Origin of the sequence: Nonlabens sp. Hel1_33_55, assembly GCF_900101765.1 — a bacterium.
Lineage (GTDB): Bacteria > Bacteroidota > Bacteroidia > Flavobacteriales > Flavobacteriaceae > Nonlabens.
The window spans coordinates 2,029,541-2,043,525 of the sequence record NZ_LT627735.1; the positions used below are offsets into that span (position 1 = coordinate 2,029,541).

The 13,985-nt window shown below is 40.2% G+C and carries 11 protein-coding genes and 1 tRNA gene; 2 read left to right on the forward strand and 10 right to left on the reverse strand.

Annotated features, from left to right (window positions below; translation table 11 throughout):
- Positions 1 to 454: 454 nt before the first annotated feature.
- Positions 455 to 527: transfer RNA gene (locus tag BLO34_RS09030), tRNA-Met, on the reverse strand.
- A gap of 221 nt (positions 528 to 748) precedes the next feature.
- Here BLO34_RS09030 and BLO34_RS09035 point away from each other — a divergent pair.
- Positions 749 to 1,213 carry a ferritin-like domain-containing protein gene (locus BLO34_RS09035; RefSeq protein ID WP_090754619.1) on the forward strand — a complete coding sequence of 155 codons (465 nt, stop codon included), beginning with the start codon at positions 749 to 751 and terminating at the stop codon, positions 1,211 to 1,213.
- Positions 1,214 to 1,255: 42 nt separating this feature from the next.
- On the opposite strand, the gene BLO34_RS09040 is transcribed toward BLO34_RS09035, so the two are convergent.
- The 5 genes from BLO34_RS09040 to BLO34_RS09060 form a co-directional block, all read right to left on the reverse strand.
- A complete protein-coding gene (locus BLO34_RS09040; RefSeq protein WP_090754621.1) occupies positions 1,256 to 1,435 on the reverse strand; it encodes a CPXCG motif-containing cysteine-rich protein in 180 nt (59 codons plus the stop codon).
- Positions 1,432 to 2,805: a TolC family protein gene (locus BLO34_RS09045; protein ID WP_090754622.1), complete on the reverse strand. Its 1,374-nt coding sequence runs from the start codon at positions 2,803 to 2,805 to the stop codon at positions 1,432 to 1,434. The genes BLO34_RS09040 and BLO34_RS09045 overlap by 4 nt, the downstream gene beginning before the upstream one ends.
- A complete protein-coding gene (locus tag BLO34_RS09050; protein ID WP_090754624.1) occupies positions 2,798 to 6,025 on the reverse strand; it encodes an efflux RND transporter permease subunit in 3,228 nt (1,075 codons plus the stop codon). Before BLO34_RS09050 ends, BLO34_RS09045 begins: the two co-directional genes overlap by 8 nt.
- Positions 6,022 to 7,191 carry an efflux RND transporter periplasmic adaptor subunit gene (locus tag BLO34_RS09055; protein ID WP_090754626.1) on the reverse strand — a complete coding sequence of 390 codons (1,170 nt, stop codon included), beginning with the start codon at positions 7,189 to 7,191 and terminating at the stop codon, positions 6,022 to 6,024. The genes BLO34_RS09050 and BLO34_RS09055 overlap by 4 nt, the downstream gene beginning before the upstream one ends.
- A gap of 104 nt (positions 7,192 to 7,295) precedes the next feature.
- Positions 7,296 to 9,224, reverse strand: coding sequence for an ABC-F family ATP-binding cassette domain-containing protein (locus tag BLO34_RS09060; protein ID WP_090754628.1), 1,929 nt, complete (start codon positions 9,222 to 9,224; stop codon positions 7,296 to 7,298).
- 57 nt (positions 9,225 to 9,281) lie between these two features.
- Between BLO34_RS09060 and BLO34_RS09065 the strand changes: the two genes are divergently transcribed.
- On the forward strand, positions 9,282 to 9,662 hold the full coding sequence (locus BLO34_RS09065) for a DUF983 domain-containing protein (protein ID WP_090754630.1): 381 nt from the start codon (positions 9,282 to 9,284) through the stop codon (positions 9,660 to 9,662).
- Positions 9,663 to 9,703: 41 nt separating this feature from the next.
- Here BLO34_RS09065 and BLO34_RS09070 read toward each other — a convergent pair whose 3' ends face one another.
- The 4 genes from BLO34_RS09070 to gldL form a co-directional block, all read right to left on the reverse strand.
- On the reverse strand, positions 9,704 to 10,744 hold the full coding sequence (locus tag BLO34_RS09070; RefSeq protein WP_090754632.1) for an NAD(P)/FAD-dependent oxidoreductase: 1,041 nt from the start codon (positions 10,742 to 10,744) through the stop codon (positions 9,704 to 9,706).
- Between the two features lie 73 nt (positions 10,745 to 10,817).
- Entirely contained in the window at positions 10,818 to 11,696 is an 879-nt protein-coding gene (gldN, locus tag BLO34_RS09075) for a gliding motility protein GldN (RefSeq protein ID WP_317039226.1), read from the reverse strand.
- Between the two features lie 10 nt (positions 11,697 to 11,706).
- Positions 11,707 to 13,257, reverse strand: a complete 1,551-nt coding sequence (gldM, locus tag BLO34_RS09080; protein ID WP_090754636.1) for a gliding motility protein GldM — start codon at positions 13,255 to 13,257, stop codon at positions 11,707 to 11,709.
- A gap of 42 nt (positions 13,258 to 13,299) precedes the next feature.
- Positions 13,300 to 13,965, reverse strand: a complete 666-nt coding sequence (gene gldL / locus BLO34_RS09085; RefSeq protein WP_090754637.1) for a gliding motility protein GldL — start codon at positions 13,963 to 13,965, stop codon at positions 13,300 to 13,302.
- Positions 13,966 to 13,985 lie beyond the last annotated feature (20 nt).

A 13,985-nucleotide genomic window follows, 5' to 3' on the forward strand; every position in this document is an offset into this window, starting at 1 on the left:
TCACCCATTTGCAAAACAAAATATGCATTTGATACTAATCCCCTAACTTTAGTAACATTGCCTTGAGACATATCGCCCCATAGACCCGCAAAATTAATCTAATTCCCATAGCAAGCAAATACTTTCGCTTTGCAAGGTAATTAAACGATTAAAGTGAAATCATATTAAAACAAATTAACAATTGTTAATTAATATGCAATCTATTATAGGTATTTCCCAAAAAACTAACAAAACATCCCAATTTGCTAACCTGTTATCATAGTGGTTTAAGGCGTTTCGCTTTCGCGAAAGCGATCTATTCGTCATCTTCACACACATACTGTTTAAAAAACGAAAGGTCAGATCGCTGAAAAGATGAACGCAAACTCCCTAAAGGATAGTTTACAGAAGATTTTAATAAGCATAAATTTGGGACATAAAAAAAGCCTCTCAGTTTCCTGAAAGGCTTTATTAGTAGCGGGAACTGGACTCGAACCAGTGACCTTCGGGTTATGAGCCCGACGAGCTACCTACTGCTCTATCCCGCGATGTAATGTTTTGTTTTTCTCTTTAGCTAAGTAGCCTGTAAGTAATAAGCTTACCTGAAAAACGATCCCATTTTTAATTGGGATGGCAAATATACAATGGTTTCTCCATTCCTGCAAGATATTCAATTAATAGATTGCACAAATTAGTTAAACTATTCTCAAATCACATAGGGTTGGGACTTAAAGCATGATGACAGCCGTAAATTCAAATAAAAATAATTATGGACGCTAACGTAAAAACCGAAAAGTATCTTCAAAATATTCTTGAAAAAACCTATGATGCACAACGTGGATATTCCAATGCTGCAGAAGCTACTGAACACGTTCAACTAAAACGATGGTTTGCTAATCAAGGTGCTAAACGTACTAAATACGCAGCAAGTATCGCTGGTGAGATGAAAGGTATGAATGAACATCCAGAATTTGATGGATCATTTACTGGAGACATGCATCGCGGCTGGATGAATATAAAAGCAGCACTTAGTAGTAACAAAGATGAAACTATACTTGAAGAATGTTTACGTGGTGAAAAAGCAGCTATTGATGAGTATGATCTAGTGTTGGAACATCGCGACGAATTACCACAAACAATAGTTAGTATTCTAGAGTCTCAAAAACAAGAGATCAAAGCAACAGTTAGTAAGATAAAAAGGCTAGAAGATGTTGCCGATCATCTTGATGACTAACAACCTAAACAAAACTAATGAACCGCTCCTTGAGCGGTTTTTTTATTGCCCTATTTCGCTAGCTTCAAAGGACATCAATTCTCCATCATCAAAACTTACCGATACCTCTATAGGATTACAACATACCTCGCAATCTTCTACATAGGTTTGTGAATAGGCTGGATCCAGCAGCATACTTATTTCCTGCCAGCAATGAGGACATGAAAAGAAATATTCTATCATAAGGGTTGCGACATCAAATCACCGGCAAGTTGCAACAGCTGCAGTTCTGCTAGCTTTGCGTCATACTTGGCGAGGTTTCTAGTTGTTAATGCATTGGTCAGATTGATTTGTGCTTGTCGCAGGACTATACTGGTAATTTGACCTAGACGATACTGCTCTTCAGACCTTTGAAAATTATTGCGGTTCGTTTCTAGGTTTTGTTGTTGTAGGCGATAGATAGCGAGTGCATTTTGGTAAGTCCCACGAGCGTTAGAAATGTCACGTGTTACTTGCTTTTCAATCTGTTGTAATCGTAGTTTTTCATTTTCGGCGGTGAGTTTTGCATTCCTGATTCCAGTAATTCCTTGACCACCGTCAAAAATATTCCAGGTAAGTGAAGCTCCCAGATTAACCGCATCACTGGTGCTGGTTCTAGATGGGAAAAATGGACTTTGGGGATCCTCTGCCCTATTCCATCCATAGCTACCACTCAGGCCTATTCTAGGAAGCAAAAGCGCCTTAGCCGTATTAATATCCCATTCACTTATTTGCACATTACTGCGAGCCAGCATTAATCGCACATTATCATCAACCTCATCCAGATAACTCAAAATCTCAAGTTCTGGTCGTAGCGCAACTAAAGTATCTACTACAAATGTCGCATCATCAATTTCCCTATTCATTACAAGGTTCAGGTCACGTTTAGCATTTTCTAGGTTTTGGCGGGCATTAAGAACATTGATACTATCTGTATTAATATCTACTTGTGCGTTCAAAACCTCCAGCTTATTTACCTGACCGTATTCAAACTGATATTGCGCGCGCCTTTCTCTTTCTCGAGTATTTTCCAGAGTTTGTCTAAAAACCGAAAGATTTTCTGTGATACGCGCCACATCGTAATATACGGTCATGAGTTGCACAGTTGTATTCTCAATCACCTCTCTAACCTGCAAGTCAGAAAGATTATACTGCTCCTTTAAAATCTTGTAATTATAATACCTGCCCAATCCATCAAACAATAGATAATCTGCTCCAATGCTTGCATCATAACGGCGTGAGATCTGGTCATTCAAAACTACCGGTTGACGTGGTGCCACTAAAATTCCTAGACTATCTCTAGTAGAACCAAATTCTGTACGGCTGTCTGAATTGCTATAACTTGCCGTCGCACTACCAGTCACACTAGGCAAATATCCACTATTGAGGATGTCTTGGTTATTGTCTGCAACCTCCAGTTGATTGTTGGAAATCTGGATGTCAAAATTATTTTGAAGCATCAGCTCAACGGCTTGTTCCTTAGTCAGTAATGGTTCTGGTGCTTGTTGGGATTTCGCTTTCGCGAAAGCGAACAACATCAACCCCACCAAACATATTTGAAGCTTTCTATTCATCTTTCTTCTCTTCAAATTCATCCACATGATCCTGTTCTTTGGCAATGCTGGTCACAGATCGCTTGCTCACTTTCTCACCGGTACGCAGCCAGTGAATCCATACTTTGCTATTGTTACCAAAGCTGAGGAATAACGGTAATAAAAGTAATGTCAATACGGTAGCAATCCCAATTCCATAGGAGATGGAAATCGCCATAGGTTTTAAGAATTGTGCTTGCCTGCTCTTTTCCAACAACAGTGGTGCGAGTCCTGCAACCGTTGTTAAGGATGTTAAAAATATAGCTCTGAAACGGCTTTTCCCTGCCTCAAATAAAGCGTCGTCAAACTTCATTCCATCTGCTATGAGAGAATTGAATTTACCAATCAATACGAGTCCATCATTTACCATGATTCCTATCAACGCAATGATGCCCAGCATACTTAATATATTTACTGGAAAACCATGAATCCAGTGTCCCCAAGCGACGGCGACAAAGCTAAAAGGAATCAATAAAATCAACATGATAGGCTGCGTCCCACTACGGAAGGTGAAAGCAATGACAAAGTAAATGATAAGCAAAACCAAAGGGAAAATGAAACTGGCGCTGCTTGAGATTTTTTCTGCCTCACGAGCTTGTCCACTTAGGTAATTGGGCGATATGGTAGGATATTTCTTTTGTAACTCTGGAATGATATTGTCTTGAATATCAGTCAGTATATCTGTGGCGCTTTCATTTGGATCTTTGAGGTCTGCACTTATCAAGATTTCACGCCTTCCTTCCAAGTGGTTAATGACTACGTCACCACGTTCAATGGTGTAGTCTGCAATATCACGCAATGGAACACGATCACCATTAGGTGTCTGGATACGCAACTCATCCATATCCTTGATACTATTTCTATTGTCGCGTTCGTAACGTACCCATACTCTTATTTCATCCTGACCTCGCTGGAATCGCTGTGCTTCCTGTCCAAAAAAGGCAGCGCGCACCTGTGACATCACCGCTCTAGAAGTTAGACCCAACGCATAAGCGTTATCATTCAGCTCCAGTTTTATTTCTTTTATTCCTGCTGGATCATTATCCTCAATATCTTTAAGTAGTGAGTTTTGGCTGAGGATCTCTTTGAAATCTTCTGTGGCCGCTTTTAGTTCCTCAATATTATTACTCAATAGTGAAACAGAAACCGGACTACCTCCAAAATTTCCGCCAGACCCAAAGTTCAACGTTTCGGCTCCAGGGATAACACCTACTAATTCTCGCAAACGATTGGCCACTATGGGCGACTTCAAATCCTCTGGTCGTGTTTCTCCCGGTAACAGGTTAATCGATAAGCTAGCCGATGAAGACGACGTTTGAGCTTTTATAATATTCTCAAAAAGCATGACGGAATCACCATATTCCTCATCAGTCAAATATTCATCAGTCAACTCTTTATTGACGATTTGTGCTTTCTCCTGAATGGAACCAATAATACTGTCTGTGATAGATTCTGCCGTACCGTTGGGCATTTCCAACGTGACTGAAACCTGATCACTTGAAATTTGCGGAAACAACGTAACACCTATCACGCCACCGCCTACAGAACCAATGGTCAAAAGAAGTGCCGCTACGAAAAACGAAAAGGTTAGGAATTGGTTTTTTAATGTGAACCTCAACGCTGGAGCGTAAGCTTTATCACGCATCCAGTTCATAGCCTTATCACCATATTCATTGACAACGCGCATTTTTTGAAATGCTTTGGAAATTCCTGTTTTAGGTTTGTCAGATTTAGTTTGCAGCGCTTTGGAATGCGCCAGGTGAGCCGGTAATATGATCAATGCTTCTACTAAAGAAACCAACAGCGTCAAAATCACAATAACAGAAACCTCACTAAAAAACTCTCCTATCCTGCCGTCCAGAAATAAGAATGTGGAGAATGCTAAAATGGTTGTAATGATCGCACTCAAAATAGGCGGGATCACCTCCATAGTCCCGTCGATCGCTGCGGTTACTGGATCCTTTCCATCTTCATAATGCTGATAAATATTTTCAGCAATTACGATACCGTCATCTACCAGGATACCAATTACAATGATCATCCCAAATAACGATAGCACATTGATAGTAACATCAAACTGTCCCGCAAAAATGAACATCCCAAGAAATGCAATAGGTAATCCAAATGCTACCCAAAAAGCCAATCTTGTATTCAAGAAAACAGATAAAAACAATAAAACCAACAACATACCAATCACGGCATTTTCGGTCAGCAAAGCTGTACGCTGATTGAGGGTAATTGAGCGATCGCTCACCACATTAAGTTGCACGTTAGTGAATCGCTGGTTATACTCTTCTATATATTCCTTTACCTTATCTGCACTGCCTATTAAATCTTCTGCATTGGTACTCGTGACGGTCATGTTTACCGCACGCTCATTATCAAAGTAAGAGGCGTTGGGTGATTCTGCAAATCTATCCCGAACCGTGGCAACGTCTTTTAAGAAAATAGTGGTACCGTCAGCTCTGGTTCTTACAGGAATGAAGTTCAATTCATCACCATAATAAGAGCGATTATTTGCTCTAATAAGATATTCCTCAACATCAGTTTTGATGTTACCACCTGTAGTTAGAATGTTAGAGCTTGCGACGGCATCTGCTACTTCTTGAAAAGTGACGTTATAACCCAACAAGGTATTCTCGTTGACGGCAATTTCTATCTCTTCCGCAGGATAACCAGTGATTTCAATTTGGGAAATACCGTCAATCCCTCGCAAATCATTCTCCACATCTCGAGCCAGTTGCTTTAGTGTTGCTAGAGGTACATTTTTTCCACTTAATGCAAATGTAATTGTAGGTCTAGACTCTTCTCTTTTAGCAACTACTAAGGGCTCCATTCCTACTGGATAGGATGGCACACGATCTACAGCGTTTTTAACTTCCAGCAACATGAAGTCAATATTGTAACCTTTGATAATCTCGACTGTAATTGTTCCAGCGTTTTCCCTAGAAGCAGATGTTACTCTATCAATACCTTCAATACCCTTAAGGTTATCTTCAATCTTAAGTACAACGCCTTCTTCAATTTCCTGAGGTGCTGCTCCAGGATAAGTAACATTGATCGTGATGATTTTAGAATCAACCAGCGGGAAGAATGAAGATTTCAAAGAAAGCATTCCTAAAACCCCAAATATTATAAAAGCAAAAATCACCACGTTGACAGCAACATGATGTTTTATGAAATAAGCAATAACAGTTCTCATGAAGCGGCATCTTCTTTAGAAGCCGTTGCAGCAGTTTCTTTGGCTTGGTCTTCTTTGGCCTGCTCCTCGGTTTTGACGATCATTCCTTCGTATGCTCCAGATATGGCTTGCGAGATAATGACTGTATCATTTTCAAGTCCTTTTAGCACAACGGTGTTATCTGAAAAGTAAACCGGATTCACATCCATCAGCTCTAGTTTATTATCGCGTACCACAAAAATCTGATTCCCATTTTGAAGAAGACTGCGATCTAGTTCCACCGCATCATTGATATTCTGTGCATCTAGGTTAGCTGTCAAATACATGCCTTCTTTCAAATCCTTGTTTTTAACCTCTATGACTACTGTAATAGTCTGGGAAGCCTGATCTACCTTTCCATTGACCCGAGTGACCTCACCTTGATACGTTTTGCTTCCAGAGATATTTTTCAATGCTACTTTTTCACCTATCTCTAATAAGTCAGCAAATTCTGCACTGATGGAAACCTGCATTTCATAGGTACCTGTTTGAATAAATTCACCCAGTTGCTGGCCGCTACGCACCAGTGTTCCTTCCGTAACCATAGCGTCAGTAAGCACGCCAGCAAACGGTGCCGTGATGCGGTATTTGATTAAGCGGTTTTCTAAATTCTTGAGATTATAAAAAGTGGTATAAATATTCCTTCCAGTGACAAAATATTTTTCTCTATCACTGACTGGTTCTGGCAGTGCTGGTGTGGTCGTGTTTGTATTCCAGTTATCAAGATAATCTTGCCATTGCTGATAAGATTCTGGATAGTCCAGACGCAAATCAGGCATGATCGCTGTAATCTCGTTATTCAATGTAGCCCTAGAACTCCTAACCTGCGAGTAAAATTCGGTATTATCAATAGAGATCAACGTCTCTCCAGCCCTATATTCCTGACCGGTTCTAAACAGTTTTCCCGAAGTACGGAACACACCACTAACCTCTGCATATAGTTCCACACGTCGCTTTGCTTGTAGATTACCATTAGCGGGAATCACTATGGGAATAGTAGCATTCTGGATGGTGTCTGTGCTAACAATCTTGACCTCTTTTTTGACTTGTGGCTTTGGAGCGGTTTTGCTGTCATATAGAAGTTTTGCTCCAATTGCCGCGCCTCCAATGATAACGACAGCAAGAATTATAAGAATGATCCTACGCATGAATTTTATAAGCTAAAATGACACTAAGAATCGCAAAACTAGGTTACGACTACAGGTCACGTGTTAATTAAACCTTAAAGATGTTGGTACAACTATTACTCGTATTAGTCCAGCGCATCGATTTCTTCAGAGACAACTTCCCATTTTTTCATCCATTCATCCAGCGCTTTTTTCTTTGCTTTATACCTCTCAAAGAAGGTAGGATCTGCGGACGTTTTATCATAGTCTGCAGCTAGTTCAGCATCCATCTTTGTGATTTCCCGTTCCATCTTATTGATTTCAGATTCGGCATTGGAAAGACGGTTGTTGAGTGATTTTATCTTTTTTTGTTGCTCATAAGATGGCTTGCTGTCGGTATTTTCTCGCTTTCGCGAAAGCGAACTATCCTTAACCTTAGTGCTTTTCTCAATCTCTCTCATGTCACGAGCCTTGCGCTGTTCCAGGTAATAATTAATATCACCAAGAAAGGTATGCAGTTTATGATCGCGGAATTCATAGACCAGATCTGTCAATCCTTGCAGAAATTCACGATCGTGAGAAACCACTATAAGCGTTCCCTCAAATTTTACCAGTGCTTGCTTTAATACATTCTTTGACTGAATGTCAAGGTGGTTGGTAGGCTCATCCATGATCAAAACGTTGAATGGCTGTAACAACAGTTTACACAAGGCCAGCCTGTTGCGCTCACCACCACTCAATACCTTCACCTTTTTTTCCACTTCATCACCACGGAAAAGGAAAGAACCCAGCATGTCGCGCACCTTTACTCTATTGCTATCGTCTGCAGCGTCAATCATGGTGTCCAGCACCGTTTTTTCACCATCAAGATACTCGGCTTGATTCTGGGCGAAATATCCTAACTGAACGTTGTGTCCTAGATTGACTTCACCTTTGTAGTCTTTGATGTCGCCTACAATAATTTTGGCAAGGGTTGATTTTCCCATACCATTCTGTCCCACAAATGCGAGCCTAGTGCCACGCTCCACCATCAGGTCGATGTTGCGCAGGACATTTTTATCGGCATAGGATTTTTGGATCTGATCTAACTCTAGGACGATTTTACCAGGTTGGATTGATTGCGAGAAGTTGATATTCATCGCAGCATTATCCACTTGATCCACTTCTACCACATCCATACGGTTGAGCTTCTTAACGAGCGATTGCGCCATGGTGGCTTTGCTGGCTTTGGCTTTGAACTTTTCTATAAGTTTCTCTGTGCGCTCAATTTCCTTTTGCTGATTTTTTGCGGTGGCAGCTTGTTGCTCGCGCAGCTCTGCACGCAGTTCTAGGAATTTGGTGTATGGTTTAGGGTAATCATAAATACGTCCCAAGCTTATCTCAATGGTACGGTTTGTCACGTTGTCAAGAAACATCTTATCGTGACTAACGATTACAACGGCACCTGGATAGGTTTGGAGAAATTGTTCCAGCCAAAGAATAGAGTCAATATCTAAGTGGTTGGTAGGTTCATCGAGCAACAATATATCGTGCTTTTCCAACAGGAGTTTTGCCAGCTCGATTCTCATGCGCCATCCACCAGAAAGCTCATCAGTGAGTTTGTCAAATTGCTCTGGTTTAAACGCAAGACCTTTTAAAATCTTCTCGGTTTCCCCTTTGTACTGGTAACCTCCAATGATCTCATATTCATGTGTCAAATCACCTATATCCTGAATCAACTGCATGTAGCTGTCAGACTCATAATCAGTTCTTGTAGCTAACTGATGATTGATTTCTTCCATTTGGGTTTCTATGGATCTCGCTTTCGCGAAAGCGGTATACGCCTCTTCCAGCACCGTTCTACCCATTTCAAAATCAATATCCTGTCGCAGGAAGCCTATGCTCACTTCTTTTTCAATCGCGAGGGAACCTTGATCTGCCGGAATGTCTCCCGCAATAACCTTGAGCATGGTAGATTTACCGGCACCGTTTTTACCAATCAAACCCACGCGGTTGCCCGCATTGAGCCTAAAGGTTATCTCTTCAAAGAGTGGTTCACCGCCAAAGCTGACGTGCAAATCATGGATGTTAAGCATAGCAAATTTGTATCTTTGCAAAGATGCAGCTATCCCAATAAACACTAAAGCTTTCCCATGCTAAAAGGCACAAAAATCTACAGTATTTTCACAGGTACATGTCCTGTTTGTCAACAGGAATCCATGTACACCAGTAGCAACATGTATAACCCAAAAAAAACACAGGAAATGCACGAACGCTGCTCTCATTGTGGTACTAAATATAAGATCGAGCCTAGCTTTTTTTACGGCTCCATGTATGTGAGCTATGGTGTAGGTGTTGCGATAGCTGTAGCAACGTTTGTTATTACCTACTTTTTATTCAACCTGCAACCTCTGGCCATATTTTTTGTGATCATGGCGGTTATGATTCTTGGATTACCTATTATCATCAGGCTATCCCGAAATATATGGATCAATATTTTTATGGATTACGATCCAGAAAAGGCTAAGAAATAGCTGTAAGCTAAAGCCGCAAAATTTGAGTTAGAGCTTTGCTTCTAATTATCAAATCTTGCGATATCCATTTCCTTAGGCAGTTGGTGGCCATTATAGATAGATTCTAATAATTGCTGCGATGCCCATGGCGCGATAAGCGAGGCGCGACTTCCCATTCCGTTGAATACATAAAGGTTTTTATAATCTTTATTTGATCCCAAAAAAGGTCGTCTATCTATTGTGGTAGGACGAATTCCGCTTTTGTGATCGACAATCTCGTATGGAAGCTTTAAGAAGGTTTCCAGCTTTGAAATTAAAAATTCTCGGGCTTCATCGCTTGGTTCTGCTGATGTGTATTCGCGTTCGTAAGTAGCGCCAACCCAAAAGAGATCTTCTCTATAAGGCATCAGAAAGACTGAGGACTTTATAATCTGCTCCAGCTTCAATCCTGGACATTTTATAATGAGGATTTCGCCTTTATTACCTTGCAACGGTAACTGATGGAACCATGGATTGTTTCTTAATCCGTTGCCTTCTGCAAAAATGATGGCCTTTGCATCTATTCCATTGTAACTAACGTGATCATTGGTAATATCTAGTTTTTCATAGTCCAGAGATGCTTTAATAAACTCATTCCTATCTTGAAAAAACTTTATAGAATCACTTAGATAGGCCATCGTATTGAGCCAACCTGTATGCTTAACGATACCATAGCCGTTACCAGCCTCAATTCCTGAAATAGATGTGTCTGAAGGCTCTGTAATCATCAAGTTAGCTAGATCATCCCTATTTGACTTTCTAATCCATGTAGAGCGTTCTTTTTGATCATGCAAACGGCGCCATACAGGAACCATTTCAAGTACGCTACTCTTTAAGTAATTCTCAACCTCTTTATAGAATGGAAATATAAAATCCAGCTGCTCCTGAGCTTTCCAAATAGGACTGAACCTTTTTAAAACCACCGGATTGAATACTCCAGCCGCTACGTGGCTTGAGGATTGCTTCTCATCTGCTATCCAATGAATTGATTTTCCCTGTAAAAACCATTGCCATGCCAGCGTAGCACCAGATATTCCACCACCAACAATTATCACATCTTTCATAGGCCCAAAAATACTGAGTTCAAGGCATAAAAAAAGCCTTGCAATGCAAGGCTTAAATTATACTTTATAGTTCTTAATAATTCCACATATCCAATTCAAAGTTTCTAATCGTCTCTTTAAGTCGATCTGATTCCAGCAATTGCATCATAGAATTATTAGTGATGTAGCTTTCAACTTCTCTATCACCTTGGACATTATCAATTTTATAAATCGTAGCATTGAAATGTCTGGAATTCAACAAGTGGTCAAAGGTAAAAGGTCTAGCAGAATTTCGTTCATTAAAGACTTTAGCCTCATGTAAAATATCCCTCATATCGGGATAGAATACCCAGAACAATTCCACACCTTGTGGATCATCTAGGAAGTTTACATCTGGAGTTACTGGCGCTAAAGCAATCATTCTATATTTCATTTCTGCTTGACGGCTATCAAAATACCATACACCACGTATGTGATATTGTGAAACCATGTTTGCATTGATGGTAGTCGTCGTAATGAATTCTGCTGGAACACTACCAGTTTCATTGAATCGCTGTATACCAACGTCAGAGGTATCAACACGTTTCAAACTACTTCCTAAATCCTGGAAATTACGTTCCGTATTACCATAAGAATCTGCGTAAAGCTTTACTTTACCTTCTGCAGCTGCTTTAGTAATAACATGAAACAGCGATCTCCTCTCGCTTCCTACAAAATTAGTGTCCACTGGATAGTATAATGGAAAGTTAACCTTCTCATCTAGATCGATTTTCTCCCAAACATTACGTTCCCATAAGATATCGCGATCTCCAACAAAGCCATAAGGTAAAGGCGTGTCATTATCGTTGATTACCTGCTCAAGAGTCTTCTCTCCTATCTCATCAAATGATTTAGCATTCAGAATGTTATTCTGAGCCTGAACCATTCCAACAGTTAGTAAGAATGCAATAAGGGCTACTAATTTGTTCATCATAATATTGTTATTAATCTGTCAATTCAATAGATACTGGTGTCGTCGCTTTAGTTCGCACTCCTGGAACCGTCGTTTTGATCTGTGCGATCTGTACGATAGAACCTTGTGGTGCACGTTGCAAGGCAGCTTGCGCAGCAGCATTCAATTTATTACCGGATACTTTAATACCAGGTTGTCCTTGAACTTTAAAAATAAACTCGGTCACCTGTGGTGTCAAGTCAAAGTCAAAGTCTAAGAACGCAGCAGATACAGTAGATATTGCAAGGTTAGATCTGTTCTTGCGAACTCCATCAAATTCTCCACTTATTAATCCTGTTGGATTAGGAAGATCTTTGATACGGAATGTTTTGTTATCGCTAGCTGTAGTTCCATCTGGTAATTTTGCAGAAACATTAATGTTTACCGTTGCGCCACCAGCTGGCTTCATCATATAGCTTGATCCACCGCGAGAACTCAATCCCGCAGCACTCGCACTAACTTTACTTGGGTCAACACCTGCAAAGGATATCGTCATTGGGTTATCAACACCGCGATACACTACATTCATCTTATCTGCACTAATGGTTGCAGAGTTAGGCTTACCGATAACAGAGTATTTCTGATTGATAGGAATCGTTACCGTTTCACCATTTTCAACAAACTGCATCTCACCAGTAATTTCTTTATCACCTACGGCGCCAGCACCAAAATTCAACATAACGCGTCCATTCTGAATCTGACTAGGAGGAATCTCAGAACCGTTTATAACAACCTTTGTAGGTTTCATATTATCATCATAACGACCCAAAACCACTTCTCCAGTTACTGTCTCACCATTGAAGAAAGCTCCTTTTTCAAGGCTAACGATAGAACGATAGTTGTTCATGGATGCGATCTCGATAAGTTCTCCTTGTAGCAATTGACCTAAAACATCTGCTTCAGCATTTTTGATGTCATTCTGCATTTGCGTAATCTTTGCCTTAGAAGCAATTAAAGGATATCCTTCAAAATTATAATTTAGATAACTGATCTTTTCACTATCTGGATCTGCTCGTTCTGATGGTACATCACTGGTATCAAATTTCTCATTGATTTCAGCTTTTAGGTCATCATAACCAGCATCTGGAAGTGCGGCGATCATGCTGGTACGATAATCATTCATTTGCTGGATGAAAATTTTACCATCATCAGATAACCCGTCACCTTGAAAAAACTTGGTGTCTAGAAAATCAGTCTTATCCTGTGATTGATAGTCTCCTTGATTTTCTGGATCAACGGAAGCCATCATTTCATCTTTCAAACCAGATAGGTAAGAATCAAAATCCTCACTTATTTGTGTCACCTGAGCAGCTGATTCTGCTGCTTCTTGGAATTGTTTGGGTTGCTCTGCTGCTTTTGCATTCAAAGCTGTAAACGAAGCCTCGTTTCTTAATTCTAAAGTGTTATTATTTTCTGCAACACTTTCTTCCATTAGTCCAAAAGCCGTTAAGACTTCCTTACTCATATTAAGGGCCAGCATCGCGATAAAAACCAGATACATTAGGTTAATCATCTTCTGCCTTGGGCCTTGTCCTCCTGCCATAATTGTTTAATTAGTAGTAATTAATTTTTTGATTGCGACTAATTATCCTTTCATGGCTCCTAGCATGTTACCATACACGCCATTAAGACTGCTTAGGTTATTTGCTAATCCTTCCATTTGATCTTTAAGACGACCAGCATTTTGAGCTACTTGCTCATTTACTTCTGCTTGACGGGCTGTACTTTCTACTTGTACTTTATAAAGACTGTTTAATGATTCCATTTGAGCAGCGGCAAGAGCCATTTCCTCAGAATATTTTTTAGTGGATGACATAGCTTCAGCGGTTGGAGCCATTCCTTTAGCTGCGCCTTCAAAACTTCTAATGCTTGTTCCTAGACTCTCCATTAAGGCAGCGTCTACTTTTGCATCCTTAAGCATGGCATCTAATTTCTTGGATAACATTCCTTGAGCTTCTTCTTCCTCAATGATGGTTGTTTGTTTCGCTTTCGCGGAAGCGGGACCACCTGCAAGCTCTGGATAAACGATAGACCAGTCTAGATCATCATCAACGGGCTCAAATGCAGAAATTGCAAAAATTGCCGCCTCAGTCAAAAGACCAATAGCTAGTAAGTCACCACCGGTGAGTGTATAGAAACCTAGAGGAAGTTCCCAGTGCAAAATTTTAAATAGTGCTCCAATAATTACGACTGCGGCTCCTAGACCGTAAGCCATGTTAAATAATTTCTTAGTTGTTTTAGATTGTGCCATTGATAGGGACCTTTTTTAAT